This window comes from Phreatobacter sp. (assembly GCF_016793595.1).
In the GTDB taxonomy this organism is placed as follows: domain Bacteria; phylum Pseudomonadota; class Alphaproteobacteria; order Rhizobiales; family Phreatobacteraceae; genus Phreatobacter.
The window spans coordinates 526,843-552,353 of record NZ_JAEULY010000004.1; the positions used below are offsets into that span (position 1 = coordinate 526,843).

At 67.8% G+C, this 25,511-nt stretch carries 30 protein-coding genes; 5 read left to right on the forward strand and 25 right to left on the reverse strand.

The annotated features are described in order from the left end of the window. Position 1: 1 nt before the first annotated feature. The 23 genes from JNK84_RS06575 to JNK84_RS06685 all read right to left on the reverse strand — a co-directional run bounded on the left by JNK84_RS06575 (position 2) and on the right by JNK84_RS06685 (position 18,339). Complete coding sequence (locus tag JNK84_RS06575; RefSeq protein WP_293421790.1) at positions 2–661, reverse strand: hypothetical protein; 660 nt, start codon at positions 659–661, stop codon at positions 2–4. Continuing rightward, positions 658–1,806, reverse strand: coding sequence for a hypothetical protein (locus tag JNK84_RS06580; RefSeq protein WP_293421794.1), 1,149 nt, complete (start codon positions 1,804–1,806; stop codon positions 658–660). The genes JNK84_RS06575 and JNK84_RS06580 overlap by 4 nt, the downstream gene beginning before the upstream one ends. A 176-nt stretch (positions 1,807–1,982) precedes the next feature. Next, entirely contained in the window at positions 1,983–2,183 is a 201-nt protein-coding gene (locus JNK84_RS06585; protein ID WP_293421797.1) for a hypothetical protein, read from the reverse strand. Positions 2,184–2,207: 24 nt separating this feature from the next. Continuing rightward, positions 2,208–2,879: a hypothetical protein gene (locus JNK84_RS06590; RefSeq protein ID WP_293421800.1), complete on the reverse strand. Its 672-nt coding sequence runs from the start codon at positions 2,877–2,879 to the stop codon at positions 2,208–2,210. Then, a complete protein-coding gene (locus tag JNK84_RS06595) occupies positions 2,876–3,358 on the reverse strand; it encodes a hypothetical protein (protein WP_293421803.1) in 483 nt (160 codons plus the stop codon). The genes JNK84_RS06590 and JNK84_RS06595 overlap by 4 nt, the downstream gene beginning before the upstream one ends. A 179-nt stretch (positions 3,359–3,537) precedes the next feature. Then, on the reverse strand, positions 3,538–4,224 hold the full coding sequence (locus tag JNK84_RS06600) for a hypothetical protein (protein WP_293421806.1): 687 nt from the start codon (positions 4,222–4,224) through the stop codon (positions 3,538–3,540). Positions 4,225–4,298: 74 nt separating this feature from the next. Next, the gene (locus JNK84_RS06605; RefSeq protein ID WP_293421809.1) at positions 4,299–4,571 is read right to left on the reverse strand and encodes a hypothetical protein; all 273 of its coding nucleotides are present in this window, start codon (positions 4,569–4,571) and stop codon (positions 4,299–4,301) included. A 50-nt stretch (positions 4,572–4,621) separates the two neighbouring features. Then, positions 4,622–5,071 carry a hypothetical protein gene (locus tag JNK84_RS06610; protein ID WP_293421812.1) on the reverse strand — a complete coding sequence of 150 codons (450 nt, stop codon included), beginning with the start codon at positions 5,069–5,071 and terminating at the stop codon, positions 4,622–4,624. A gap of 626 nt (positions 5,072–5,697) precedes the next feature. Further along, on the reverse strand, positions 5,698–6,147 hold the full coding sequence (locus tag JNK84_RS06615) for an HK97 family phage prohead protease (RefSeq protein ID WP_293423506.1): 450 nt from the start codon (positions 6,145–6,147) through the stop codon (positions 5,698–5,700). Beyond that, positions 6,147–6,335, reverse strand: coding sequence for a hypothetical protein (locus tag JNK84_RS06620; protein ID WP_293421815.1), 189 nt, complete (start codon positions 6,333–6,335; stop codon positions 6,147–6,149). The genes JNK84_RS06615 and JNK84_RS06620 overlap by 1 nt, the downstream gene beginning before the upstream one ends. A 41-nt stretch (positions 6,336–6,376) precedes the next feature. After that, entirely contained in the window at positions 6,377–6,904 is a 528-nt protein-coding gene (locus JNK84_RS06625; protein WP_293421818.1) for a retropepsin-like aspartic protease family protein, read from the reverse strand. A 116-nt stretch (positions 6,905–7,020) separates the two neighbouring features. Next, the gene (locus JNK84_RS06630) at positions 7,021–7,224 is read right to left on the reverse strand and encodes a hypothetical protein (RefSeq protein ID WP_293421821.1); all 204 of its coding nucleotides are present in this window, start codon (positions 7,222–7,224) and stop codon (positions 7,021–7,023) included. A 24-nt stretch (positions 7,225–7,248) separates the two neighbouring features. Next, positions 7,249–8,406, reverse strand: a complete 1,158-nt coding sequence (locus tag JNK84_RS06635; protein WP_293421824.1) for a phage portal protein — start codon at positions 8,404–8,406, stop codon at positions 7,249–7,251. A gap of 83 nt (positions 8,407–8,489) precedes the next feature. After that, positions 8,490–8,867 (reverse strand): hypothetical protein, encoded by a 378-nt coding sequence (locus JNK84_RS06640; protein WP_293421827.1) that lies wholly within the window; start codon positions 8,865–8,867, stop codon positions 8,490–8,492. Positions 8,868–9,391: 524 nt separating this feature from the next. Further along, on the reverse strand, positions 9,392–9,607 hold the full coding sequence (locus JNK84_RS06645) for a hypothetical protein (RefSeq protein ID WP_293421830.1): 216 nt from the start codon (positions 9,605–9,607) through the stop codon (positions 9,392–9,394). Between the two features lie 51 nt (positions 9,608–9,658). After that, the gene (locus JNK84_RS06650; protein WP_441343208.1) at positions 9,659–10,942 is read right to left on the reverse strand and encodes a DNA-packaging protein; all 1,284 of its coding nucleotides are present in this window, start codon (positions 10,940–10,942) and stop codon (positions 9,659–9,661) included. Continuing rightward, positions 10,902–11,414: a hypothetical protein gene (locus JNK84_RS06655; protein WP_293421833.1), complete on the reverse strand. Its 513-nt coding sequence runs from the start codon at positions 11,412–11,414 to the stop codon at positions 10,902–10,904. The genes JNK84_RS06650 and JNK84_RS06655 overlap by 41 nt, the downstream gene beginning before the upstream one ends. A 181-nt stretch (positions 11,415–11,595) precedes the next feature. Beyond that, positions 11,596–12,609, reverse strand: coding sequence for an inorganic phosphate transporter (locus tag JNK84_RS06660; protein WP_293421836.1), 1,014 nt, complete (start codon positions 12,607–12,609; stop codon positions 11,596–11,598). 15 nt (positions 12,610–12,624) lie between these two features. Then, positions 12,625–13,269 carry a DUF47 domain-containing protein gene (locus tag JNK84_RS06665; protein ID WP_293421839.1) on the reverse strand — a complete coding sequence of 215 codons (645 nt, stop codon included), beginning with the start codon at positions 13,267–13,269 and terminating at the stop codon, positions 12,625–12,627. A 144-nt stretch (positions 13,270–13,413) separates the two neighbouring features. Further along, positions 13,414–15,192, reverse strand: coding sequence for a metallophosphoesterase family protein (locus JNK84_RS06670; protein WP_293421842.1), 1,779 nt, complete (start codon positions 15,190–15,192; stop codon positions 13,414–13,416). Between the two features lie 48 nt (positions 15,193–15,240). Further along, entirely contained in the window at positions 15,241–15,681 is a 441-nt protein-coding gene (locus JNK84_RS06675) for a DUF1330 domain-containing protein (RefSeq protein WP_293421845.1), read from the reverse strand. After that, positions 15,665–17,467: a hypothetical protein gene (locus JNK84_RS06680; RefSeq protein WP_293421848.1), complete on the reverse strand. Its 1,803-nt coding sequence runs from the start codon at positions 17,465–17,467 to the stop codon at positions 15,665–15,667. The genes JNK84_RS06675 and JNK84_RS06680 overlap by 17 nt, the downstream gene beginning before the upstream one ends. A gap of 368 nt (positions 17,468–17,835) precedes the next feature. Next, positions 17,836–18,339 carry a YcgN family cysteine cluster protein gene (locus JNK84_RS06685; protein WP_293423510.1) on the reverse strand — a complete coding sequence of 168 codons (504 nt, stop codon included), beginning with the start codon at positions 18,337–18,339 and terminating at the stop codon, positions 17,836–17,838. Positions 18,340–18,495: 156 nt separating this feature from the next. Between JNK84_RS06685 and JNK84_RS06690 the strand changes: the two genes are divergently transcribed. From JNK84_RS06690 to JNK84_RS06700, 3 genes are read left to right on the forward strand one after another with little or no spacing between them, the layout of a single operon-like run. Continuing rightward, the gene (locus JNK84_RS06690; RefSeq protein ID WP_293421851.1) at positions 18,496–20,670 is read left to right on the forward strand and encodes a transglycosylase domain-containing protein; all 2,175 of its coding nucleotides are present in this window, start codon (positions 18,496–18,498) and stop codon (positions 20,668–20,670) included. Positions 20,671–20,673: 3 nt separating this feature from the next. Further along, a complete protein-coding gene (locus JNK84_RS06695; protein WP_293421854.1) occupies positions 20,674–21,246 on the forward strand; it encodes a DUF1214 domain-containing protein in 573 nt (190 codons plus the stop codon). Then, positions 21,243–21,866 (forward strand): DUF1254 domain-containing protein, encoded by a 624-nt coding sequence (locus tag JNK84_RS06700; protein WP_293421857.1) that lies wholly within the window; start codon positions 21,243–21,245, stop codon positions 21,864–21,866. The genes JNK84_RS06695 and JNK84_RS06700 overlap by 4 nt, the downstream gene beginning before the upstream one ends. A 145-nt stretch (positions 21,867–22,011) precedes the next feature. Here JNK84_RS06700 and JNK84_RS06705 read toward each other — a convergent pair whose 3' ends face one another. Together JNK84_RS06705 and JNK84_RS06710 are read right to left on the reverse strand one after the other, a co-directional pair. Beyond that, entirely contained in the window at positions 22,012–22,845 is an 834-nt protein-coding gene (locus tag JNK84_RS06705) for a hypothetical protein (protein ID WP_293421860.1), read from the reverse strand. A gap of 71 nt (positions 22,846–22,916) precedes the next feature. After that, positions 22,917–23,117 carry a hypothetical protein gene (locus tag JNK84_RS06710; protein WP_293421863.1) on the reverse strand — a complete coding sequence of 67 codons (201 nt, stop codon included), beginning with the start codon at positions 23,115–23,117 and terminating at the stop codon, positions 22,917–22,919. A 267-nt stretch (positions 23,118–23,384) separates the two neighbouring features. Here JNK84_RS06710 and JNK84_RS06715 point away from each other — a divergent pair, with 267 nt between their 5' ends. Then, positions 23,385–24,104: a hypothetical protein gene (locus JNK84_RS06715; RefSeq protein ID WP_293421865.1), complete on the forward strand. Its 720-nt coding sequence runs from the start codon at positions 23,385–23,387 to the stop codon at positions 24,102–24,104. A gap of 289 nt (positions 24,105–24,393) precedes the next feature. Continuing rightward, entirely contained in the window at positions 24,394–25,494 is a 1,101-nt protein-coding gene (locus JNK84_RS06720; RefSeq protein ID WP_293421867.1) for a hypothetical protein, read from the forward strand. Positions 25,495–25,511 lie beyond the last annotated feature (17 nt).

Genomic DNA, 25,511 nt, shown 5'->3' on the forward strand with positions numbered 1-25,511 from the left:
GTTAGCTCGAAGGGGAAAGGAGCGGGCTGCCAGATGTGCGACATGCCATATTTCTCCGCCACTCGGCCTCCCATCGACGAAGGAGGGTGGCAACTCCCGCGCGGTCATTTGCCTGCAGAAGCGGAAGCAGATCTGTGACGATTGGCTCCCAAGATTCCCTGAGATCGGGCGGTGCCCAGCCGTTGCGACCCTCTGCGATTGCGAGGGCGATCTCGAGTGCCTCGTCGAAACGCCCAAGGGCGGCAAGAATCTTGACATGGCGACGCGGGAATCTGGCGACAGGAGAGCGAATGCCCGTGCCATCAACGAACGGGACGAAGTCATCGATCGAGCGGACTGGTTCCAGCATCGGAACGATGTTGTTGTCGATCTCAGCGAAGAAGGCCTCCAGCGAGGAGGGGTCGTTCAGAAAGAACCTGGCGGAAGACCCGGCATAGATGACCCTCCCGTCAGACAAAGCCAGCGCGTGGATGCGGTCGAACATTGGCGAGATCGACCAATTGGCGACAAACTCGCCCGAGGCGAAAAGCCGGCTGAACGTTATGCCGCGGTAAATGTGGTGCAACGGCTTGATAACGATCCAGTATTTCGCAAGCGTGAGGCTGGGCCGCCCCTCCATATAGGGCTGCAAAGCCAATTGAATGCGGCGAGGGCCTTTCATCTGCGTGGACGAATCTCGGTGAGGATGACGCGAAGTGGCGATCCGTAGTATGCACGAACGTGAGTGGGAATCTCTTCCATCCTGCCGCGTGGAAAACCTGCTCTGCCTGTCTTGACATCATAGACACAGACAGTTGCCGTCCCTTCTGGCTTTTCGAAGACATCGACACGAACCGAACCACGCTCACCATAACGAACCGCCTCTTTTTCTTTTAAGAATGAGTGCTCGGCATGAAAATAGCCTGGCCGGAATGGTTGCGTTCCTTCCGACCTCTGAATCCTATCTCTGATCTCTGTGTGAACCAACGTCCCATACATGGATGGTGACACCCCCTCCCGGCTGATGAGCGCCGCAGACGCGTTTGTTATGTCCTGAACATTCCCGAGTCCCGGGCAGGCCCTTTGGACCTCCGCCTGACTTAGGCGTCCTACATAGGTCAGTTCAGCATCCGGTGTTCCCGCAGAGAATTCTCTGGCATTGAACGCTGCAACCGCTTGACCGTCTGGCCCGTTCCTCGTCGACAGACCACCCAGCAGGATCAAGCCCAGTTGGCCGGTCGTGCTGACCACCGTTGGCGCAGCCGGAACGACAAGCGGCAGGAACGCCGGCTCCAGCACCGCGCCATCCGGCCGGAATTCCGACCGGCTCAGCACCTCCCCGAGCTCGTCGCGAACCGTCTGTCTCAAACCCTCCGTCTCGAAGCTGCGCAGACTCCCGTCCGGCGTCATCACCGTATGCCGCTCGTCGAAGCCGGCGGCCCGCGAGGCGGCGTATTCCGAGCGGATCGTCGTGCCGTCGTCGCGGATGTTCGTCTCCGTCCGCGTGCCGTCCGGGCCGACGCCGCGCGCGATCGTCTTCCAGTCGCCGCCGTCGTCCGAGCCGGTTGGTGCGTTACCGCCAGCGCCGAACTCGGTATCGCCGGCACCTCCTTCCGGATCGAGGCCGAGTCCCCCGCCCCCTCCCGCACTCGTCCATTGCCCGCCATCCGCCGAGCCGGCCGGCACGCGCGGTTGGTCCGGGTCGTAGCGCAGCCAGAGCGCGAGGCGGGCCGCGCGAATGCCGGCGTCGAAGGCGAGGCACTCGGCCTTCAGCGCGGCGATCTCCTTCCGAAGGGCCGCCCGGCGGATCGATTCGATGTCGGTCATGGCGCCTCGCGGACAACAAAAAACCCCGCGCGAGGGCGGGGTGAGAGGGGACACAGGACGGCAGCGCGGCCGAGAAGCCGCAAGCTCGAACGGGAAAAGCGTTCGTCCCCGATAGCGGCTCACGACCGGGCTCCGGCTTCGCTCGAACTCCCATGCGTGGAGTTGACAGGCGATGCCTATGCCCGGCGCGGAACCGAACAGATGCAATACACCCAGATCGGACAGCAATGGTCGGCGCTGCTTGTCCTGTCGATGAGGGCGAACCTCACCAGGTGGTCGACCGGCTGCACGATCAGCCATTGGCATGACGGCACCGGATCGTTGTGACGGCCGAGCAGCGGCTTCAGCAGCCTGCGGATCTGGGCAGTAGTGGTCATTCGAAGGGTCTGATCTCGTTCATATCAGGACCAGGATTGCTCGAGCGGGAAAGGCGAAGGCTCCCAGATGCCAGCAAGCTTGCGCGACTGAGCCACTTCGCGCTCCCATCGATGCAGAAGGTTCGCAACGCCTGCGCGGTCGTCGGCCCTAAGCAACGGGCAAAGCTCTGTCAGGATCGGCTCCCACAATTCGCGCATTCGAGGCTCGGTCCAGAAGGTTCGGCCGGAGGCAAGCACCTCACCGACCGCTCTTGCCTTGTCGAAATTGCCCAACGCTGCTTGAATCTTGATGTTGCGCAGCGGAAATTGCTCGAGTCGGCCCCGAAAGTCGTGATGGTCGCAGAAGGCGACATAGTCTTCGATACCGCGAACCGGCTCGAGCAGGGGCAGAACTTCGGTCTCGATGGTGTCGAGCAGAGCTTTCTGGATCGTGGGTTCGCTTAAGTTCCACCGCAGTGGTTGCGGGGGGTAAAAGGGTTGGCCATCGGAAAGGCTGAAGACGTTGTCCTGGTCAAAGGTCGCGGATACTGACCAGTACGCGCGGAAGAAGCCGGGATAAAACCCGCGATCAAAGGTGACGAGGCGGAGAATGTGATGAGTCGGCTTGATGATCAGCCAGCGCGACACATAGGCGAGATCGTTCCGCCGCGCGATCAGCGGTTCGAGCAGTTTTCCGATCTTGCGGATATTGCTCATCGCGTCGGCCTAATCTCGGTGATGATGATGCGCGGCACGAATTGGAAAGCATGTCGGACGCGGCCAACAATCTCAAGGGTGCGCGTTGGACCCAAACCTGCCTCGCCGGTCTTGATATCGTAGACGCAAACCGTATCGGAGTTGGTGCGCTCGAATACATCAATCCGGATTGATCCACGCTCACCACGGCGATTTGCCTCTTCGGCTTTCAGGAGTGACATCTCGGCTCTGAACTTGGGATCGTTCAATCCATCGATCTGATGCTTCAGATGCGTGTGTACCGCTGTCCCGTATCGCTGCGGACTCACCCAGAAACGATCCCCTGCAAAGGCATCGGCGGCAATATCGGTCCGCTCCTGTACCTCTGGCAGACGGGGGCAGGCCTGCTCGACCTGCTCACGCGTGAGCTGCCCGACAAACGACAGCTCGCGCACCGGGGCCGGCCCCGCCGAATAGTCCCGCGCGTTGAACGCCGCCACAGCCTGGGCATCCGGCCTTCAGTGCGGCGATCTCCTTCGCGAGGATCGCGCGGCGGATCGATTGGATGTCGGTCATGAGGCCTCGCGGACAACAAAAAACCCCGCGCGAAGGCGGGGCTTGGCTTAGGAATGGCTCGGTTGACGGCCTGTCGGCGCGGCCGGCGGAAAAGGCCTGCCCGTCAGGTGTCCGTCAGTTCGAGCGGAAATGGCGTGGGCTGCCAGTATGACTCCAACTTGTTCTTGTGGACGCTCGCCTCCTCCCATCGGTGCAGAAGCGCCGTAACCGCGCTCCAGTCGCCAGCCAGAACCGGCGGGCAGAATTCCTCGACGATCGGCCGTGCCTCTTCCCACAGCCAGGGCCTCGTCCACGGGCTTTTTCCAGATGCCAGCTCCCTGCAGATCGATGTGGCCACTTCCTTGTCACCGAGCGCGGCGGCCACCGGCGCATGGCGCAGCAAGTCATACTGGATCGTCTGGCGCGTGAACTCGTCGGGCATAGACGTGTGCGCATAGAAGTCTTCCAGCGTCGCGATCGCCCTCAGGACCGGCAGCGCCTTGTCTTCGACCTCCGCAATCAGAAGCTCCAGCGCGCGCGGGTTCAGCACCGACCAGTATTCGTTCACGCCTCGCCGTGGATAGTAGAGCGCATTTCCATACATGGGCGGCAGCCTTCCATGATGAGCAAAGAGCTCTGCGACCATGTACAGTGGGCGAAACTCGTCCTTGGGGAGCGCGCCATCGAGCAGCACGCCGCAGGCAAAATGCCGGACCGGCCGCAAGACAATCAGGCGTTTGGCGAAACCAAGATCATCGTGCCGGGCAAGCAATGGTTGGACATAGCGCCTCAGCTCTGCGGATGCCGGCATCGCGAATTCTGCCTAAAGCTCTTGTGGTATCGACCCATCGTTCGACAAAATCTGCAAATATAGAGGCCATTTGACTATCGAGCGTATGGCCTCACCGCCGTAATGAGGGTTCGCCTTGTCTCGGGATAAACTGCCCGGACGCGCCCGACGATCTCATCGAGGCGCGGAATATCCATCCCACGTCGACCCGTCTTGATGCCATAAACACAGACCGTGTCGTGGCGAGCACGCTCGAACACATCGACGCGGATCGTCCCAGCATGACCATAGTTTACCCAACCGGACTTCAGCAACGACGCCTCCGCGCGGAAGTTCGGGTCGCGCAAATCATCGATCTGATGCTTCAACGCCGTATGCACCGCAGATCAGCCCGGCATCCTCGCGCGACATCCGCAGCTCAACCAATGGCAGGCATTGGCCCGACACTCATTTTGCGCTCGTCATCCGCAAGGCCAATGCCGATATGGATGTTTGCTGGCCAAAGGGGATGATCGACCCAAATACGAACATTCGTTTCCGCCGTGGGCGTTGGGGTTTCGAGCAGCACCTCTCCCTCGCTGGTCGAAACGAGAACCGATCCGCCGGCGGTCTTGAGAGCGCCGCTGATCACCGGCGCATAGCCAGGGTCAACCTCGGCCGACCATCCCAACGTAATGGTCGTCTCGCCTTCCTGGCCATGCATGCAACTGACGCTGATACATGTATCCGTATAGCGGAATTGAGTAGCCCGCGTCGGATAGGGAGGCTCACCGCCGTCACTATTGGAGATGAATACCAAGCCATGCGGCAAATTGTACTGGATTGATTGCTTCAAAATCCATTCTCCCGCCTGATCGATCTGACCCATCCGCCTTGGCGGTCACTGCAATGCCGACATTGAGGATAGCCTGTTTGAGGCTCCCGGGACCAGTTGAGACCTGTGGGCTTCTGATGATCCCAATACCAGTTTCCCGAAGCGCTTCCCGGACTCCTTGCGCCGCACGTGTGGCAGCCATTCTGCTCGCCGGATTGATTGAGCTGCTGCCTTCCGCCTGACGTCATAGGGCCGAAAGGCAAGTCAGCGGGACTTCCGGCGTATTCGCCAGGGCCAATACCTCGCAACCGCAATAGCGCCAAATAAGCCTCGGCTTCGTCGCGGCGCGCCCGCAGCGCGGCAATGTCTCCTTCCGCACCCCCGCTCGTTGCACTCTGGTTCTTCGGTTGCCAACCGGGATTATACTGCTGCACGTTGCGGATTGCGGCATTCGCCTCTGCACGAGCGACAGCCAGTTGCACTGCAGCGCTTGGCCTGTTGCCGGCAGCTCCACGAATGGGCCGCGTCATTTCGCGGGGCGGCCCTGCTTCTCCGCCCCCACCGCTGGTCCATTGCCCGCCATCCGCCGAGCCGGCCGGCACGCGCGGCTGGTCCGGGTCGTAGCGCTGCCACGGCCGCTACGCGGATGAACCGGACGGAGGACATCCGGCCATGCCGTCTCACGCCGCGATGCGCGTGACCCTTGCCGCCGCCAGCGCCGGGAAGGTCACCACCGAGACCTCCCAGAGATCGACCTCCAGCAGCCGCCGCGTCGCCCCGCGCCGGCCACCGGCCGCGCGCAGCGCCTTGAAGCCGATGGAGAGCCCGTCCACCGCGCCCGCCGCCATCAGGTCCAGCGCCTCGCGGCCGCGCTGCGTGTGCGTCACCAGCCGGCCGGTGACGCGCAGGCCCACCGGATCTTCCGCCAGCGACAGCCAGGTGCCGATCGGCTCGGCCGGGTCGTGCTGCCACAGCATGCGGATGCCGGCGACCCCGCGCTTGGCCAGCGAGCCCGCGAAAGCGCCGCGCTCGACGATGTCGTTCTGCGTGTCGGCGATGCCGAACAGCGAGGCATAACCGGTGAAGAGGCCGGTCCGGGGATCGAGACGAGTGGTCGGCAGGCCGGACATCACGGCTCGCTCCGGGGTTTCAGGGCGGCGGGAGAGACGAAGAGGTCGAGCGCGCGCACGCGCCCGCCGCCGCGGCGCGACCGGCGCTGTTCCAGCGCCTCCAGCGTCTCGACGAAGCGGCGGATCGGCTCGTCGGCGGGCATGGCGATGCGTTCGCGCCGCAGCGCGCCGAGAAGACGGACGGGCATGGTTGAGGCTCCCGCGAGGCGCGCCCCGTGGGAGAGGCCGCCTATTGTTCGAGGATCAGGGCGTTCTGCGCGAATTCGACGCGGCGCAGGCGCGACAGGTAGCTCATGCCGAGCAGGTTGATGCCGAGCGCCCCTTCGGGCAGCACGACAGCGGCCACGGACGCGACCGTCAGCCCCTCCACCTCGAGGCGGGGGATGACGACGCGCTTGCCCATGACCCGGCCATTGGCGGTCTGCATGGCGGTATCCATGGTCTCGCCGGGGCGGACCAGGTGAAGATCGAGCGCGGTGCGCCAGGTCAGCGCCACCACGGTCGCGCCGGTGTCGACCAGCACGTCGAACGAACGGCCGTTGGCCCGCGCCCGGGCGCGGACATGGCCGTCGCGGTCGGCGGTGAGCCGCTTCGGCCCGAAGGGATTGGCGGTCGTCGGCGGCTCCGGCGTGGCGACGGCCGCGACCTCGGCGCGCTGCGGCATGGCGACCGCCAGCAGCGCGGTATAGGCCTCGGGCTTCGCCACGGCGACGAGGCCGGCGGGCAGCATCAGCAGATAGAAGGCCCTGGGCAGCATGGGCAAGGCTCCGGTCCGTTGCCCAAGTCAGCCACGGATCGCCTTTGATATCGATGAACCGACCTCCCTCTCCCTGAAGCATGGTGAACGGAACCTCGCCTTGATCGCGCACCCGCTCAATCCCGCCGGCCCGCCCGCTCGTTGAAGCGCGTCAGCTCGCGCACGAAGGCGTCGAAGCGGCGGTTGGCGGCGGCAAGCTCCCTCAGCGTCCAGACCAGCAGCCCGGTCGCGCTCGCCGCCCACATGAACAGCGCCAGCGCGGCGATGTCGGCCCGCTCCACGAAGGCGCGAACGACCGGCTCGGCCCCTTGCGGCAGCATGGCGGCCTCCTTTCGCGTTCCGTCTCAGATCTCCGGCTTCTCGCGGGCATAGCCCACCGCCTCGCGCTTCTCGCCCTCGGTGAGGAAGGGCGCGCGCTCGACACGCCGCCACAGGCTCTCGCGCTCGGCATGGAGCGCGCCGATGGCATCCTCGTCGGGTGTCGCGGCCAGCCCCTCGCCCGGCGCCAGCCAGCCGATCAGCCCCCCCATCACCCGGCGCGCCAGCGGCAGGGCCGTGTCGCGGCAGAAGGCGCGGTTGGCCTCCTGGTAATTGGCATAGGTCGCGTCGCCGGGAATGCCGAGCACGATGGGCGGCACGCCGAAAGCGAGCGCGATTTCGCGGGCGGCCCCGTGCTTCGCCTCCATGAAGTCCATGTCGCGCGGCGAGAGCGACAGCGCCTTCCAGTCGAGCCCGCCTTCCAGCAGCAGCGGCCGGCCGGCATTGCGGCTGCCCGAGAAGCCCTGCTCGAGCTCGGCCTTCAGCCGCTCGTACTGGTCCTCCGACAGCGTGCCGTCGCCACCGGAATAGACCAGCGCGCCCGAGGGTCGGGCGGCATTGTCCAGGAGCGCCTTGGTCCATTGCGTCGCGGCGTTGTGGATGTCGATGGCGGCGGCCGCAGCCTGGAGCGGCGCGAGGCCGAAATGGTCGTCGAAGGGATGCGGCAGGGTCAGGTGCAACACCGGCGGCGGCCCCTCACCGCCATCCTGCGCGAAGCGCACCGTGCGTCCTTCCACCTCATAGTCCCAGGCCGCCGGCCTGCCGCCCGCGCCGGGCACGAGACGCATGCGGTCGGGCCGGAGCACGTGCAATTCGCGCAGCCGCCCGTCCAGCGCCACGGCCTCGACGAAGGCATTGCCGGTGAGCAGGAGATGCGTCACCAGAAGCTCCGTCAGGGCGACGCGGCCCTGCGCCTCGTTCGGTTGCTCGATCAGCAGCGCCGCCGGGTGGGCTGAAGCCTCCGCCCCATCGACTGTGAACTGGAACGGGATCTCGGCCACGGCCTGGGCGATGCGCGCCACGGCGCGCGCCGCCACCGGGTTCCTCGCCAGCGCCTCGGCATGGAAGCGGCGGGGTTCGGGCGAGGACCACAGCGCCCGGCCGGGGCCGGACAGCGCCACCAGCGCGGCCGTGCGGGATCGTTTGGCGGACGGGGCGCCGAAAAGGGTCGAGAGAAAGGACATCGGGAGCCTTCCGATTGCGGGAAAGAAAAAGGCCTCCGGACTGTCGTCCGAAGGCCCGGCAAGGCCGCCGCTTCAGGAGCGGATCATTCGAGGCCGATCGTCACCTTGTCCGGCCATTTCGGATGACTGAACCAGATGCTGACCTTCGTCGTCGCGCCAGCCACCGGCATCTCGAAGACGACCGTGTCATCGACCTCCACCACGCGCACGGCGCGCGAGGGCGTTTCGATCTCCCCGCTGAACTTCGGAGGCGTGCCGGGGTCGATCTCATGGCGAAGACCCATGGTCACTTCGGTCGGTCCGTCCGGTTCGGGCAGGATGTGAAACAGCACACAGGATCGCGTGGCCCAGGCCTGAGCAGGATCGTCCTTCGCCGGCGGCTGCGGCGTATTGTCCCCGCCGGCCACATCCTCAAGATAGAGGATGGAATGTTCTGGTCTCACCAAGGCCTTGTGGATCATCAATCGAGCCTCCGTCGCATCATTCGGATGTAACCGCCTTGCGTGGCGCTGCAATGGGCGCACTGAGGATGAATTTGCTGAGCGCTCCCGGAGAAGTTCCACCCAGTGTTCGGCTGATGATCACCACGGAATCCCCCTGATGGCGATCCCGGATCAAAAGTCCCGCAGGTGCTACAACCGTTGCGAAAGCCAAATGTATCGTTCAGGTCCCGTTCCGCCCGATTCAGCGAGCGACCGACCGGCGCAGGAAACGATTCGACCGCGAACGCTCCAGGACCGCCGATGCCCCATCGCACAAGAAAGGCATGATGGGCATTGGCAGCGGCCTCGATGGCTTGCTGATGCAGGATCATCCCTTCGGTCGTGCGCGTAACACTCGTCGGCGGCTTCCACGTCGGGTCTCGTCCTAGGACACGGGCGACTGCCGCATCTGCCCTGGCCTTTGCAAGGTCGAGCCGGATTCGTTGCGCCAGCGTCGCATGCGGCATCGGCGGCCGAGGCGAAGCCGGTCGCCGGATCATCTCCTACGGTTGGGTTCCCTCCCCGCTCGTCCATTGCCCACCATCCGGGCTGCCGGCCGGCACCCGCGGCTGGTCGGGATCGTAGCGCCACTCCAGCAGGAACTGGCGGGCGCTTCGAATCTCTCTGACGAATGCGACGTGCCGCCTGAGCAGCCGACGCGCATGCTCGATATCCGCGCGGATTTCCTCCGCGAGGCGGTGAAAGGCCGCTTCGTACATGGTCAGATCCCGCGATGTCGTTGAATGTCCGGCCAATGCGGTCCGCGGGGACTACAACCCCCTCACCCGCGCTTCCGTCTTCGGCCTCAGCGCCAGATGCGTCACCGCCCAGACCAGCGCGTCGAGCCGGTCGGGGCTCCGGCCCGACGACAGGCCGTCCGGCCCGAAATCGGCAAGTTCGTCCTCCAGCGCCGGAAAGATTCCGGCATGCCGCACCCGGCCTTGCGCGTAGAGCGCCGCCACCGGCTCGGCCCGCAGGTGCTTCGACCGCACCGCCCTGACCGAGGTCACCGGCACGTCGGGCGCGACCTCGCCGATCACCGCGGCCACCATGTCGCCGCCCTGGTTCACCTCCACCACCAGCGCATCGGCGGACAGCTTCCGATAGAGCGCCGCCGCGCGGTTCGCCCATTCATGCGGCTTGAAGCCCTGCACGCTCTCGTCGGCCAGCATGAAGACCGTGCCGTCGCCATCGATGCCGGCCGCGACGATGCCGCAGGCATCCGCGCCCTTGCGGTGCGAGGCCGGCGGATCGACCGCCACGACGATGCGCTTCAGCGCCGGCGCGGCGGCCACCCGCCCCGCCTCGATCACCTCCCTTGAGAACAAGGCGCCCTCGCGGTCGTCGATCAGTTCGCCGTCCAGTTCCTGCCGGCCGAGCCGCGTGCCGCCATAGCGGGCGACCAGCGCCCTGACCAGGCCGGGGGCGAGGTTCGCCGCATTGGCCGATGTCGCCGAGCGCGTCACCACCGCATCGGGCTCGGCGAGCAGCCGGTGCATCAGCGGCGTCGCGCGCGGCGTCGTCGTCACCATGACGCGCGGGTGCTCGCCGAGCCGCAGCGAGAAGCTCAGCATGTCCCACGTCGCCTCCGCCTGAACCCATTTGCCGGTTTCGTCCGCCCAGGCGGCGTCGAATTGCGGCCCGCGCAGCGCCTCCGGGTCTTCCGAGGAGAACCCGTGCGCCACCGCGCCGTTCGGCCAGACGAGCCGGCGGCGCGAGGGCTCGAAACGCGGGCGCTCGGCCGGAAAGCCCGAGGCCCTGAGGCCCGAGACGCCCTCCACCATGACCTCGCGCACCTGATCGATCGTCTCACCGACAAGGGCGATGCGGCCCGCCTGCGGGCCGAAACCGTCGCGGCCATGGACGATGCCGTGAACCCATTCGGCGCCCGCGCGGGTCTTGCCCGCGCCGCGTCCGCCGACAAAGGCCCAGACACGCCAGCGGCCGGGCGGCGGCATCTGTTCGCGCCGCGCGAAGGCCGGCCAGAAAGCCCTGAGCCTGACGATCTCGTCTTCAGCCAGCGCCGCCAGCGTCTCCGGCCTTGCCCGGCTCAAGCTGCGCCGCAAGCGTTTCAGCCCAGGCTTCGGCGTCCACAGGCGCGGCGACGGCGGCAGCATGGGCATCTCCGGCATGGTCGCGCGCCGCCATCGCCTTGCGGTCGAGGGCGGCGAGCCTGTCGAGCGTTGCGGCCAGCGCGCCGAGGCGGCGGGCGGCCGTCGCGGAAGGTCCGCCGAGGCTCGCCTCGACATGTGCGATCTCGCGCTCGGCGGCGTCGTAGAGGCGGCGGACGAGGCGCGGGCGTTCGGGACAGTCGGCGAGCCCCGGACAGGGCTTGCCCAGATGCGTTTCGGCCAACGCCCCGACAGGCGGGGCCGGCGCGCGCGCCAGCGACGCGGGGCGGCCGGCTCTCGCCGGCGCGGCGGGAGCGGCCCGTTCGGGCGCGGCGGCGACAGCGCGGGATGAGGCGGCACGGTCGGGCATTGCGCCGGCCGTCTCGGGCGCGGCGGAGCTGCGGGCGGTCGGCAAGGCGGCCTCCGTCGAAGTCGTCGGAAAGGTGGTTCGGAGGGGCTGGAAACAAAACGCCCGGCCGGGGTTTCCCCCGCCGGGCGCAGTTGTTGAACATGCCTGAAACCTACCGAACCAGCGTTACGCTGTCAAGGCCTATTTTCCTTGTACAGGAATTTTTATCGATGACGTCAGGCGCGATTCACCGCCCGGTGAGGAAGAAGCCCGAGGCGAGATAGGCGAGCGAGGCCATCAGCCCGGCCATCGGCATGGTGATGATCCAGGCCCAGACGATGCCGCGCGCCACGCCCCAGCGCACCGCCGAGACGCGCCGCGCCGCGCCGACGCCGACAATGGCGCCGGTGATCGTGTGGGTGGTCGACACCGGCACGCCGAAGCCGGTCGCCATGAACAGCGTGATCGCGCCGCCGGTCTCCGCGCAGAAACCCTGCTGCGGCGTCAGGCGGGTGATCTTCGAGCCCATCGTATGGACGATGCGCCAGCCGCCGCAGAGCGTGCCGAGGGCCATCGCCGCCTGGCACGAGATGACCACCCAGAACGGCACCGAGAAGGTGCCGCCGAGATGGCCGTGCGAGAACAGCAGGACCGCGATGATGCCCATGGTCTTCTGGGCGTCATTGGCGCCGTGGCCGAGCGAATAGAGCGATGCCGAGACGAATTGCAGGATGCGGAAGGTGGAATCGACCTTGATCGGGGCGACCCGCACGAAGGCCCAGGAGACCAGCAGCACCAGAAGCAGGGCCAGCGCGAAGCCCACGGCCGGCGACAGGAAGATCGCGACGAAGGTCTTGCCGAGCCCCCAGAACACGATGCCGGAGAAGCCGACCTTGGTCAGCGCCGCGCCGACCAGCCCGCCGATCAGCGCATGCGACGAGGAGGAGGGAATGCCCGCCATCCAGGTGATGACGTTCCAGGCGATGGCGCCCGACAGCGCGCCGAAGATCACGCGGTCGTCGACGATGGCCGGCAGGATGATGCCGGAGCCGACCGTCTGGGCGACATGCAGGCCAAAGAACAGGAAGGCGATGAAGTTGAAGAAGGCCGCCCAGAACACCGCCCATTTCGGCGCCAGCACCCGCGTCGAGACGATGGTGGCGATGGAGTTCGCAGCGTCGTGCAGGCCGTTCAGGAAATCGAACAGCAGCGCCACGGCGATGAGGAAGATCAGGGCGTAGGAGAAGGTGGCGAAATCCACTGGGACCGCCCGGCGTCAGAGATGTTCGAGCACGATGCGGCCGGCGCGCTTGGCGACGTCCTCGAAGCGGTCGACGACCTTTTCGAGGTGATCGTAGATCTCCGCGCCGGCGATATAGGCCATGGTGTCCGAGGTCCGGTGGGCCCTGAACAGCTCCTTCAGGCCCTGGTCGTGCAGTTCGTCGGACTTCTCCTCCATCGCGCCGATCTCGCGGGAGAGCATGCCGATATTGACCGCGTGCTTCTTGATGTCGCGCAGCATGGGCAGGAGGTCGGCGACACGCTCGGAGGTCTGGACGATGACGAAGCCGAGCTCCTGCATGCAGGGCGCGAAGTCCTCCACCTCGAACAGCGCGATGGTCTTCACGGTCTTCTGCATCTGGTCGATGGCATCGTCCATCGAGCCGATCAGTTCCTCGATGTCGCCGCGGTCGAAGGGGGTGATGAAGGTGCGCCCCACCGCCTGCATGACCTCGCCGGCGATCTCATCGGCGTGGTTCTCCTGACGCAGCACCTCGGCGCTGCCCGCCGCGACGCTCTGGCTGCCGTCGAGCAAACCCTTCAGGGCTCCCGCACCCGCCACCAATGTCGCCGCATGGGCCTCGAACAGGTCGAAGAACTTGTCTTCCCGGGGAAGGAGCTTGCGGAACCAGCCGAGCATGCGGGGTCTCTCCAGACCGTCACGAAGACGTCATGAAAGGCGATAGGCGTCCGAAATCGCGCTGTAAAGTGATGGCTGTCCGGCTTTGCACAGGGAACAGGGCTCGCCAGTCCGCCCCTTCGGCCATCCCGCCCCCCGGGGGCTTCAGCGCACGGCCGGCGACGCCGGACTGTCCTGCGATGCGCCGATCCGATCCACCGGCAGCGGCGCCGGAACGACGACCCTGTGCGGCGTCGCCAGCGACAGGCCGCCACCGGGCTCCGCCGCCAGCGTGTGGATGTGAAACCATGTGTCCTGGTCCTCCGGCGCCATGACCGGCGACGGCGCCGAGACGATCGCCACCTCGCCGCAGGAGCCGATCCAGTCGACGTGGCGGTGCCCATGCATCACCACGCAGCGCCGGCCGAGCCGTTGCAACTCGCGGACGAACCAGCTGCCGTTGATCAGCGCGGTGCCGATGCGTTCCGAGAAGGCTTTCGCGGGTGCCGGATACTCGACGACATGGTGGTGCAGCGCGATGATCCAGCGCGCCTGCGGATAGCGCCGCACCGCCTCGGCGAGGCGGTGCGCCTGGTCCAGCGGCATCATGCCGAGCGCGTTGGTGAAGGAGAAATGGGTGTCGGCATTGGAGTTCAGGACCGCGATGCCGAGCCCGTCCGCGCTCTCCGGCGGCAGGATCATCGGGAAAGCCTCCTGCCAGAGGGCGTTCAGCTCCCGGCCGGCGCTCCAGTCGCCGCGATCGGCGAAGGCGGCCATGGCCTCGCGGTGCGGCGCAAGCATCGCATCCAGCGTCCGGTCCAGCACGCCCTCCCCGTCCGGCACGCGGACCCTGCCGCCCTGAACCGCTGCAATCGCCGACAGCGTGCGCAGCCTCCGCCACAGCCGGGCCGGGCTCGCCGGCAATTCGAGCCGCGCCGGGTTGGCCCGATCGACGATGTTGAGGTCGTGGTTGCCGGGCAGGATCAGCATCCGCGCCCCGAGCGCCGGGAAGCGCGCCACCGCGTCGCGGAATTCCGCCCATTCCGACGAGCGCCCCGCATCCGTCACGTCGCCGGTGACGAGCACGAGATCGAGCGGATCGGCGGCGTGGATGGCGGCCAGTCGCTGGAGCACCATGTCGAGCCGGCCATTGCCCTGCGCGCCGGCCCGGCCGCTTTCGAGCCGGAAACCGTAGCGCTCGCCGACAATGTGGAGGTCGGAGAGATGAGCGACGCGCCAGCGTTTCGCAGCGCCCGTGACCGGAACGAAGGACGCGTGGTCCACCGCCGGCGCCATCGTGCCGTCCGCGAGCCCCCAGAACAGCGCCGCCGCGGCCAGGTAGAGCGATCCCGCGACGAAGGCATTGGCGAGCGCCGGCACGATCAGCCGGAGCGGCGTCGCGAGGTCGGCCGCCTCGCCCATCCAGCGCGTCGCCGGCCAGACCAGCGCCGCGAGGCCCAGCGAGACGATGCAGACGATGAGGCCGGCGCCGAGCGCGGCCCGCTGGCGCAGCAGAGCCCGCCGCCGGGCGTGGCCGGCGCCGACCCAGCGGTCCGCGAGGTGACGCAGACCCTCCCGCCAGAGCGCATAGAGCGGCTGCACCGCCAGCGCGTTGAGCGACCAGAAACTGCGCTCGGCGAGGCGGAACAGCGGCGGCGCCACGAACCAGGTGAGAGCCACGAGCAGCGCCAGAACCGCCAGCGAGCCGAAACCGGCCATGGCGACGATCTTGCCGGAAACCGTGTTCAGCCAGCCCGTGACCACGAGTGGCGCAAGCCCGACCAGCACCGCCGGCAGGCCGACGAGGCTGGTCCAGGCAAGGGCCAGTTTCGGCAGGCTGATCTCCGAGAACATCGTTCCGGCGATGGCCAGCAGCGAATGGGCGGCGGTGCTCGATACGTCGTCTTCGGCATCACCGCGGCGGGGATCGAGGATATCGGCCATGCCTCATGATGCTGGCCGGCCGGCAGCCATGGCAAGGGCGCCGCCGCGTCAATCCTCTTCGCCGAAGCCCGATCCCGGCTTGCCCGGCTTCATGCGGATGAGGCGCGAATCCTCGACCGCCGCCTGCCGGTGCCTGACCGCCTCGCGGTAGACGGGGTCGCGGAGCATGTCGATGAAGGCCTGTCCGCTCGGATATTCGGCGATGAAGGCGAGGTCCCAGCGCTCGCTCTCAGGCCCGATCAGGACGAGATCCGGCCGGCCGATCCAGTGCTGCCTGCCGCCGAGACGGCGGAAGACCGGGCCGCTCTCGCGGCCATAGGCGCGGTAGGCTTCGAGGCCGGTCGTCTTGCTGCCGTCGGGATAGGTCGCCTCGGCCTTCAGACGGACGAGATTCAACATGTGCACGGGCTCGTCGCGCGGCAGGTCCTTGAACAGCGCGAACCGCTCGCGCGTGGGGTCGACATGGCCGGTTTCAGTTGCGTCGCTCACGGAAGAAGTCCTCCCATTCCCGATACCAGTCTTCGGGCCGGATCGGGCCGTAGACGCGGGGGTAATCAGGAATCTGCCGCAGAATCAGGATCGGTGAAGCATGGGTCGCCCAGGGCAGCCGGCGCGTCACGGGAACCTGATCGACGACGCGATAGCCGGGCATGCGATCGACCAGAATGAGGTATTCCGGTTCGTTGTGCCAGGTGCTCAGGCGATTGGGTTGACCGACCTTGCCGTGGAGATGCCAGCCGTTGAACGACCAGCCAGCATTGATCCGGTCGCGCGGCACGCCCTGCGCAACGAGGCGTTCGAGGGCGGCAGCCTGCGCCCGCTTGGTCGAGAGGAAGTCGTGGGTGGCAAGCACCGAGAACAGGCCGGTGGCCGCGATCAGCACCCACGCGGTCGCGCGGGCCGGCCATGCCACCCGCGCGAGGCGCTCGCCGATGCCGGGACTCGCGAACAGGACCACGATCAGGCACGGCACCATGGGAATGAAGTAGCGGTCGAAACGGTCGATAATGAACAGGACCGGCGCCAGCAGCACGGCCATGGTCAGTCCGGCGAACAGTTTCATCGCTGTGACGGCGCTGTCGGACCGGTCGGTGAACACCGTCCAGACGCGCATGGCCAGCAACACGGTGCCGAGCGCGCCGCCAAGCGCGGAGAGCCAGGTGAAGGCGTAGCGGTAAGGCCAGGTCGCCCAGGGGCCGATCGCATCGTTGCCGATGCCCCATTCGGTGATCGTGTCCCACCAGATCGGCATGGGACGCTCGATCGTGATGATCGCAATGCTGGCGGCGGTCGAGAAGATCAGGAAAGCGGCGATCAGCCGAATGCGCTCGCGGCGGCGCTTGAGGCGACCCAGTTCGTCCGCCCAGACCACCAGTGACACCGGAAGGGAAAAGAAGCCGAGATAGAAGAAGGCGCAGCCGAGCAGCAGCACCGCCTCCAACACGGTCTTGCCGATCGGCCCCCGCAGGCGGGTGAGGATGCTGTCGCTTTGCAGGCCATATTGCAGCGGCAGGCGGCCGGTGGCGTCCAGCCAGCCAATATAGCCCTTTTGCACCGCGTAGAAGACCAGAACCGGCAGGATCGCCAGTGCCAGCGTCCGCCAGGTCAGGCCGTAGCGACCGACATGGGCGCCGGCATGACCGAGCGGGATCGCCATGCCGGTCTGGCGGGCGAGCAGGGCGGCAAGGCCGATCGCCCAGCCCCAGGCGGCGACCGAACCGGCGCCGCCGACGAGGCCAAAGCTGATCAGCCACATCGACACTGTCTGTAGCGCCGCATAGGTCACGTCGGTCATGAACGTGTAGGACAGCGCGAAATAGATCGGATTGGCCATCAGGCTGGCCGCGCCGAGCAGGGCCGTCGACGGCTTCAGCGGGATGAGGCGCAGCCAGCCGTACAATGCGACGATGCCGATGAAGCCCATGACGAGCATGGCTGCCCGCAGGGTCAGGAAGCTCGCGCCGAATGGCCAGGCGAACAGCGCGCCCCACAACGTGTGGGTAATCAGATTGCCGGCCGCCCAGTCCGAGAGGCGCAACGTGCCCTCGTCGACCAGCGCGCGCACCGAGGCCGCCCAGGCCCAGTCATCGACGAGCGGGAACTCGCCGCGCGGATCGACGATGAAGATCGCAGCGATCCAGACGGCCGCGAGCATGGCGATGTTGCGCCAGTCCGCCCGTTCCCAGCGCGTTCGTCGGACGTCGGCCTTGTCGGTCGCGGCCCGCGCCGGGGCATCGGGCAGCGCGTCACGAGCGAAGGTCGCGGAAGATGTCATGTCGGAGCTTGCCGCCACATACTTGCCGGTCCGCGCGCCACGGAAGCGCGCATCCTACATCCCAAATGCCCGGCAAGCGCTCCGTCCAAGACGACACGCCAGGTCGCGCGCGAACAATAGGGCCTGCAATCCGGCCACGCTACCAACTGCCCGCAACCGGCTACCGTTCGTGAGAAATATGCTGACACAGTGGCATCCGTTCGAAACGTGCAACCTTTATCATATGCTTCGACGCAATTGCCACCTTGGCGCGATCAGCCGCGCGGGACGCGATAATCTGCTTCGATTCCCGATCCATCCGCCCGTGTTCCCGCGCGGCCTTGCGCAAGGTCGATCGGCGATGCGACATCACCGCCCGGTGGAGCAATCTATCCCCGGCGCCCCGCATCGGGCGCTTCCTTCGGCCAGTCGGCCAGATGCCCCTCCAGCTCCTGCAATTCCTTCAGATCGTGCTCCCAGGCGGTGATCCGCCCTCGCACGGAGACGCCGGCCTGATGCACCGTGTCGGGATCGCCGGAGACCAGCGGATGCCACCAGTAGAGATCGTAGCCCTCCGCCACGAGCCGGTAGGCGCAGGTCGGCGGCAGCCAGGGCAGTGTCCGCGCCTCCTCCGGGGTCAGGCGAACGCAGTCGGGAACCTTCGCCTGCCGATTCGGATAGTCGCTGCACCGGCACGTATCGCCGTCGAGCAGCGTGCAGGCGACCGAGGTGAAGTGGATCTCGCCGGTATCCTCGTCCTCGAGCTTGTTCAGGCAGCAGCGCGCGCAGCCGTCGCAGAGGCTCTCCCACTCCGCCCCGGTCATGGCCTCGAGCGTCTTCCGCCGCCAGAACGGCGCGGCTTCGGCCGCCTTCCCCTTCACGTCATCCGCCATCGGCGATGTCTGCTCCGTCATGCCATCCGCATGGTCCGCGGGGCCGGTAACCCTGTTGTCAGAGAACCGTGGAACGCCGCGCGCGGCGTTGGCTCACCCGGCCGATCTCCGATATGGTAAGCGGATCGTCAAGAGCTTGCCCAGAAAGGGTTCCGCTTGAGCGATTTCCAGCCCAGCGGCGGCCGGGGCGGCGCGATCCGGCGCTTCCTTCTCGACCTCGACGCCCGCCTCAACGATGGTCTCTGGCGTCTCGCCGGAGCCCTCGGCCGTGGCTGGGAGCGGCTCGCGGACCTGTCCGACCGCGTCCAGGTCTATGGCTGGAAGCGGGTCGCCGCCGAATTCGGCTCGGAGGGCATGACGCTCGGCACCGGCGGCCTCGTCGTCCTGCTCATGCTCGCCATCCCCGCCTTCAAGGAAACCTCGGACGACTGGCGCCGGCGCTCCGAGCTCGCCGTCACCTTCCAGGACCGCTACGGCAACGAGGTCGGCCGCCGTGGCATCCGGCACAACGATTCCGTGCCGCTGGAGGAATTTCCCGACCATATGATCAAGGCGGTGCTCGCCACCGAGGACCGGCGCTTCTACGAGCATTACGGCATCGACGTGATCGGCACCTTCCGCGCCATCATGACCAATGCCCGCGCCGGCGGCGTCGTGCAGGGCGGCTCCACCCTCACCCAGCAGCTCGCCAAGAACCTGTTCCTGACCAACGAGCGCTCCATCGAGCGCAAGATCAAGGAAGCCTTCCTCGCGCTGTGGCTGGAGGCGCGCGCCGCCAAGAACGAGATCCTCAAGACCTATCTCGACCGCGCCTATATGGGCGGCGGCGCGTTCGGGGCCGAGGCGGCCTCGGAATATTATTTCGGCAAGTCGGTGCGCGACGTGACACTGGCGGAAGCGGCCATGCTCGCCGGCCTGTTCAAGGCGCCGACGCGCTTTGCCCCGCACGCCAACCTGCCGGCCGCCCGTGCCCGCGCCAATACCGTGCTCGACAACCTCGTCGAGGCCGGTTTCATGACCGAGGGCCAGGTGTTCGGCGCGCGGCGCAATCCGGCGACGCCGGTCGACCGCAAGGACGAGATCGTCCCCAACTACTATCTCGACTACGCCTTCGAGGACGTGAAGCGCCTCGTCGCGGCCAGCCCCAATCTCGTCGACCGGGTGCTGACCGTGCGCACCGGCCTCGACCTCACCATCCAGCGGCAGGCCGAACTTTCGGTCGAGGGCATCATCCGGCAATACGGCGCCGATTACGGCGCCAGCCAGGCCGCCTCCGTGGTCATGGATGTCGACGGCACGGTGCGCGCCATCGTCGGCGGGCGCGACTACGGCGCGAGCCAGTTCAACCGGGCGACCGAGGCGATGCGCCAGCCGGGCTCCTCGTTCAAGCCGATCGTCTATGGCGCGGCCATGCGCGAGGGCCTGATCAACGGCCGCTCCGTCGTGGTCGACCGCCCCATCTGCCTCGGCAACTGGTGCCCGCAGAATTACGGCCGCTCCTTCTCCGGCTCGACCACCGTCACCTCCGCGCTAGTTCGCTCGATCAACTCGATTCCCGTCATCCTGACCCAGCAGATGGGACGCGGCGACAGCCGTGTCGGCCGCCAGAAGATCATCGCCACGGCGCGCGACATGGGCATCACGCGCCCGCTCACCGATTCCGCCCCGCTGCCCATCGGCGCGGCGGAGGTGACGCTGGTCGAACTGACCACCGCCTATGCCAGTTTCGCCTCCGGCGGGTTCGGCGTTCAGCCGCATGCGGCGGTGGAGATGCGCAACTCGGCGGGCGAACTCGTCTGGCGCGCCGACCGTGACCTGCCGCCCCGCCGCCGCGTCTTCTCGCAGCAGGTGGCGGCGGACATGAACGGCATCATGGTCGGCGTGGTCGAATCCGGCACCGGCCGCCGCGCCGGGGTGCAGGGCGTGCAGGTCGGCGGCAAGACAGGCACGACCAATTCCTACCGCGACGCGCTGTTCGTCGGCTATTCCAGCCATTTCGTCACCGGCGTCTGGTTCGGCAACGACGACTATTCCGAGACCAACCGGATGACCGGCGGCTCGCTGCCCGCCATGACCTTCTCGCAGATCATGACCGCCGCCCATGCCGGCCTCGACCGCCGGCCGATCTTCGGCCTGACCATCGGCCCGCAGCCCGCGCCGGGCGTTCCCGCCGCCGCCTCGGGCCCGATGGCCGGCGTGCCCGACCGGCCGCAGGTGCTGTCGCGCCGCTCCGTCGAGGTGCTGGGCCGTATCGAGGGCCTGTTCCGCGACGCCGCCGTGCCGCGGCCCGGCCCCGTCTCCTCGGCGGCACCCCGTGCCCTGTTCCAGTAGGTCATGAGAGCCCTCTCCGGCATCCTCCTCGCGCTCGGCATCGGCGCGGTCACCGGTCTCGGTCTCACCGCGGCCTCGGTCGGGCGCGGCACCGGGGCGGGAACCCTGCGGATCGGACCGTGGCTGGCGAGCCCCAAGGCCGGCACGATCGACGCCGACCCCTACGCCCGCGCGGTGTCGGCGCGGCTCGGCACGCTGCCCATCGCGCTCGCCGACGGCCTTGCCCTGCTCGCCGACAGCGACAGCCAGGGCGCGGCCATCGACGGGCGCTGCACCTATCTCGTCTCCGGCGCCATGCCGCCGGCGCGCTACTGGACACTCGCCGCGACCGGGCCGGACTTCCGGCCGCTGGTGCACGAGAGCGTCCGGCAGGTCTTCACCAGTTACGAGATCGTCCGGCACGGCGACCGGCCGCTCGACATCCTGCTGGCGCCCGAGGCGCGGGCGGGCAACTGGCTGCCGTCCGGCGGCGCGCCGGCGCTGCGGCTGGTGCTGCGCCTCTACGACACGCCCATCGCCACGACGATCTCCTCCGGCACGGTGCTGCCGACCATCACGCGGGTCAGCTGCCCATGATCGGATGGCGGAGCTCCGGCGGGAACAGGCATGGCGGGACGCGGATCGGCCGCGTCCTGTCGGCCGTGCCCTGGATCGTCGCCGGCCTGCTGCTGGGGCTTGCCGTCCACATCGTCTCGGTCTTCGCGCTGCCGCGCCTCGCCCCCGACGACGCCCGCGCCCGCCTCGCGGAGGTCACCGCCCTCAACCGCGCGACGACGCTGGCCGGTGGAACGGAAGCGGCGCTGCCGCTCGCGGACCCCGCTTTCGAGACCGCCGTCTGCCGCTACGACCTGACCGGCGGCGCGCTGCATGTCCGCGCGCCGGTGACGCCGCACTACACCGCGATCTCGCTCTACACCTCGACCGGCATCGCCTTCGGCGCCATCAACGACCGCGCCGCCACCCGCCGCACCATGGACCTGTTCGTCGTCACCGCCGCCCAGCGCCGCGAGCTTGCCACCGGCGAGGACGAGACCGCCGCCGACAATCTGATCATGGTCTCGCCGACCACCGAGGGCTTCGTGCTGATCCGGGCGCTCGCCGTGCAGCCGAGCCTTGCCCCGCTGGTGCGCGAGCAGCTCGCCAGCCAGGCCCTGTGCGAGATCCTGACGCCGGAACATCCGCCGACGGCGGAGTGATCGTGGCGCCGTGTCGGCATTCCCGGCTCTGTGCAGGGGTATCCGCCCATAGCCGAGGCAGCGCCTCGGCGCTCAAGCCGAAGAACGGCGGCCAGACGCCGCCTGTGCCCGGCCACGACGCATGCGGGACGCGTCGCGACCGCCCCTATTTGCTGATGATCTGCTCGTCGGCCGGCGGCGTTCCGCGCGGGTAGTAGCGCGGCGGGGCCTGTTCCACGCCGATGGAGCCCCGACCCGAGGCCCCCGCGCAGAGCTGGTCGAAATCGCGAATGTCGGCCTCCAGCCCGGCAAGCTCCCGCTCGGCCATCACGGCGTCCGGCTCCGGCGTCGCGACCAGCTGGGTGTTGAGCGCGCAGCGATAGGCGTCGGCATGCTGGCGCAGGCCGTGGCGCACCCACGAGACGATGGTCCGGTTCTCGGCGATGCGGTCGTGCGCGGAGCGGATCTCCACCGCCGTCAGCGTCGGAATGTGACGCATCGCGCCTTCGCGCACCCGGTCCGCCTCCATCACCTGCCGCGCCTTCTCGCAGAACGGGCGGATGCGCTGGCGGTCGGCGCGCATGTCATCGGTCATGCGGATGAAGCGCGAACGGGACGAGCGGTAGTCCTCGCGCGCCAGCGTGCGGCAATAGCCGCGCGGGTCCGGATCGGTGGCGACGGGGTCGCCGATGCGCGTGCGCCGGAGCTCGGCCCAGAACTGGTTCCAGCGGTCGAAGGGATGGGTCGGCATCATCAGCGCGTAACCCATCTGGCGCATCTCGCGCTCGGCGTCGGTGAAAGGATAGCCGGAGACCGGCTCCTCGCGCAGCCTTGCCGCGCGGGTGCCCATCCACGGCATGATCTCATCGTTGAGGACATTGGGGGCCGGACGGCCGAAATCGCCCTGCGGGGCGCAGGCGGCGAGCATCAGCATGAAGCCGCCGAACAAACCGCGCCGCGTCAGGCCGGCGGCCGTGATGCGCGGAAGCGGAAAAGCCATGGACGGACCCTCTCGGCGGGCTCAGCCCGCATCGACGACTGGTGAGCCCGGGTCCTGGGCGTGGGGGAAGGTCAGGCGCTCCTGCGCCGGCGCTTCGGTCCATGGCCGCCCTTGCGGGGCGGATCGACGGTCAGGACTGGCGGCGGGGGGAGATCGTGACGCTCAATGCGGATCACCGGCAGGACGAGGATCTGCCCCATCACATCCGGCACGCTCGGGTCCTGCCGCAGAGCGCGGCGTCTTTCGAGCGGGAAACGAAGCACCAAACCCATCGAACCCTCCTTTGCGCCTGCCCTCCGATGCGGCCATGCCCGGCGACAATTCGCCGACGCGCAAGGCTATTTAGAAACGCCTTTGGTTAATGGAAGGTTACGCGCGCGTTCCGGGATTGTTGAGACCCGGTTTCATGCTGGGCGCGCGATGTCGGCTCCATGCAAGACACGCCCGCCACCTGCCGTTGCAACCTGCTTCCGGACAACCCCTTATCGACAGAGCCAGCAGGTGAACTAACCTGCAGCGACTGCAAGGAGGTGATGCCCATGCGCATGACGTTCGTCGCGGCATTTCTGGCGCTTGTTGCGCTTCATGAGCCCCTGTCCGCGCAAGGGCGGCAGGCGCGGCCAGCTGCCGCGGCCAGCGGGCCGGCCATTCCCGGCTGCCAGTGCAGCGAGGGCACGGAGATCCGCTATTCGGACTCGGCCAGCATGGGCAAGGTCTTCGCCGCAACCTGCGTGTGTGGCCCCCAGACCTGCGCGGTGAGCTGGAACCGCGCCATCGACATGCAGTGCATCAAAACCGACGTGGCGCAGCAGCCGAACCACTGCGCTGATTTCACCAAGCTTCCGGTGGGCGAACTGGGCGTGTCCGCGCGCGTCGGCAGCTTCGACATCCGCCAGATCGCCGGCCCTCCGGGCACGCCGCCGAGGCCGTTGCGGATCGGCCACGACACGATCGTCGGCACCAACCCGCCCCTGGAGACGCCGAACTCCCTGTTCCTCGCCGATCCCGGCGTCGAGTTCGTCTATCCCGTGCTCTACCGCACGGCCGAGATCGACCTGACCTACTACATCCGCGCGGGAGCCTGGATCACCATCCATACCGGCCGCAACGACACGGTGAGGTTTCACTACCCCTTCGTCGGGCCCGAGGGCAGGCCGCAGCGCATCACCGTCACCCATGCCGACGGCATCAAGAAGATGATCATGGCTCCCGCCGAGGTTCACGTCTTCCAGGTCTGTGCGTTGGATCAGGCCCGGTAGGCCGAGGACCACGGCGAACTGAACTGTAGAGCTGCGGCCGGGGTCCGCAGCCACAACGGCTGGTCCGGCCCGATGGCTCGCGCGCCAGCCATCGCCGTTCAACGGACCGGTTCCGGCACCCTTTGGTCGAACGCGAATGCGTGATCGCGTGGCAGGGCTCTCGCCTGATCGCGGAGCTCGCGCCGACCGCCACGATATCCGTGAGCGGGCAGATGGCGTTGGTTAGCGGAACGTTAGCGAAATCCGTCCATGTTGAGGGAGTATCGCCCGAGTACCCGCCGCCATCCGCATGTCGCCGCCCCATCCGCCCCTGCCTCCGCGCCTGCCGCAGGTCCAGCGACTGATCGGCCTTTCGCGCTCGAACGGCGTCGATGTCCGGCCGACCCTGCTGCGCGTCGTCGTCGATCAGTTCGTCGCCGAGCCGCATCATGGCGCCGCCGAGGTCACGCGCTTCGGCGAACTGGTGCTGCATCTCCTCGACCGCGCGGACGAAAGCGAGCGCGCCATCGTCGCCGCCAAGCTCGCCCCGCACCCGCAGACGCCGACCGCCCTCGCGCGCCGCCTCGCCGCCGACGTGCCGGCCGTAGCCTGCCCCGTCCTCGCGCAAAGTCCCGCGCTTTCGGACGACGACCAGTTCCTCGCCGTGCGCTCCGGCGATGCGGAAAAGGCGGCCGCCGTGGCGAGTCGCGCCGATCTCGGCCTCGCCGCGCTGGTGGCGCTGGAGGATTTCGACGATGCCAGCGTCGCGGCGGCGCTCGCCGCGCGCGTGCCGGTCCAGCCGATCGCCATGCGCAGGACCATCGGAGACGGGCCGCGGGATCTCGGCAGCGCCTTCCTCGGGGGTACGGCGGCGCAGCGCGAGACGCTGATCGCCGAACTGGTCCTGCGGCCCCTGTCGATCGCGGCTGAAACGCCTTCCGACCCGAAGCGGGCGGTCGAACTGTCCGCCCTGTCCCGCCGAACCGGAGCCCTCGCCGCAGCGCTCGTCAACGTCCTTGGCCTTGCGCCGGATACCGCGGGCCGCATCGCGGGCGACGAGAGCGGCGAAACCCTGATCGTCGTCGCCCGCGCGCTCGACCTCGGCCGCGAGGCCGCCGCCCGCATCCTGCTGTTCGCCCACGAGGCCGTCGGCACCTCGGTCGCGCGCGTCTACGATCTCACCGCGCTCTACGACGCGCTGCCGCGACCAGCGGCGCTGACGATCCTGCAATCCTGGCAGGCCGCGTCGGAGGCCCTGCCGGCGCCTGTCCGAACGGCGCGCCATGCATCCGTCCTCGCGCAGGACGCCTCCGACCGTATCGGCGCACGGCAGGCGGCGAACCCGGCAGGCCGCACGGTCGCGAGACCGACCGCGCAGCCGGGCGGCATTCGCCGTCCGAACGGCGGCTAGAGCGCTTTGTTTGGTCG

Coding starts and splice junctions, on each gene's coding strand:
- JNK84_RS06680 (WP_293421848.1), bottom strand. CDS start 17,467: ATGACATCTTCCGCGACCTTCGCTCGTGACGCGCTGCCCGATGCCCCG.
- JNK84_RS06625 (WP_293421818.1), bottom strand. CDS start 6,904: ATGCTGCCCAGGGCCTTCTATCTGCTGATGCTGCCCGCCGGCCTCGTC.
- JNK84_RS06615 (WP_293423506.1), bottom strand. CDS start 6,147: ATGTCCGGCCTGCCGACCACTCGTCTCGATCCCCGGACCGGCCTCTTC.
- JNK84_RS06670 (WP_293421842.1), bottom strand. CDS start 15,192: ATGGCCGATATCCTCGATCCCCGCCGCGGTGATGCCGAAGACGACGTA.
- JNK84_RS06705 (WP_293421860.1), bottom strand. CDS start 22,845: ATGGCTTTTCCGCTTCCGCGCATCACGGCCGCCGGCCTGACGCGGCGC.
- JNK84_RS06640 (WP_293421827.1), bottom strand. CDS start 8,867: ATGATCCACAAGGCCTTGGTGAGACCAGAACATTCCATCCTCTATCTT.
- JNK84_RS06720 (WP_293421867.1), top strand. CDS start 24,394: ATGTCGCCGCCCCATCCGCCCCTGCCTCCGCGCCTGCCGCAGGTCCAG.
- JNK84_RS06590 (WP_293421800.1), bottom strand. CDS start 2,879: ATGAGCAATATCCGCAAGATCGGAAAACTGCTCGAACCGCTGATCGCG.
- JNK84_RS06630 (WP_293421821.1), bottom strand. CDS start 7,224: ATGCTGCCGCAAGGGGCCGAGCCGGTCGTTCGCGCCTTCGTGGAGCGG.
- JNK84_RS06700 (WP_293421857.1), top strand. CDS start 21,243: ATGATCGGATGGCGGAGCTCCGGCGGGAACAGGCATGGCGGGACGCGG.
- JNK84_RS06585 (WP_293421797.1), bottom strand. CDS start 2,183: ATGACCACTACTGCCCAGATCCGCAGGCTGCTGAAGCCGCTGCTCGGC.
- JNK84_RS06665 (WP_293421839.1), bottom strand. CDS start 13,269: ATGCTCGGCTGGTTCCGCAAGCTCCTTCCCCGGGAAGACAAGTTCTTC.
- JNK84_RS06620 (WP_293421815.1), bottom strand. CDS start 6,335: ATGCCCGTCCGTCTTCTCGGCGCGCTGCGGCGCGAACGCATCGCCATG.
- JNK84_RS06610 (WP_293421812.1), bottom strand. CDS start 5,071: ATGGGTCAGATCGATCAGGCGGGAGAATGGATTTTGAAGCAATCAATC.
- JNK84_RS06575 (WP_293421790.1), bottom strand. CDS start 661: ATGAAAGGCCCTCGCCGCATTCAATTGGCTTTGCAGCCCTATATGGAG.
- JNK84_RS06695 (WP_293421854.1), top strand. CDS start 20,674: ATGAGAGCCCTCTCCGGCATCCTCCTCGCGCTCGGCATCGGCGCGGTC.
- JNK84_RS06635 (WP_293421824.1), bottom strand. CDS start 8,406: ATGTCCTTTCTCTCGACCCTTTTCGGCGCCCCGTCCGCCAAACGATCC.
- JNK84_RS06710 (WP_293421863.1), bottom strand. CDS start 23,117: ATGGGTTTGGTGCTTCGTTTCCCGCTCGAAAGACGCCGCGCTCTGCGG.
- JNK84_RS06685 (WP_293423510.1), bottom strand. CDS start 18,339: ATGGCGGATGACGTGAAGGGGAAGGCGGCCGAAGCCGCGCCGTTCTGG.
- JNK84_RS06645 (WP_293421830.1), bottom strand. CDS start 9,607: ATGTACGAAGCGGCCTTTCACCGCCTCGCGGAGGAAATCCGCGCGGAT.
- JNK84_RS06715 (WP_293421865.1), top strand. CDS start 23,385: ATGCGCATGACGTTCGTCGCGGCATTTCTGGCGCTTGTTGCGCTTCAT.
- JNK84_RS06600 (WP_293421806.1), bottom strand. CDS start 4,224: ATGCCGGCATCCGCAGAGCTGAGGCGCTATGTCCAACCATTGCTTGCC.
- JNK84_RS06580 (WP_293421794.1), bottom strand. CDS start 1,806: ATGACCGACATCGAATCGATCCGCCGGGCGGCCCTTCGGAAGGAGATC.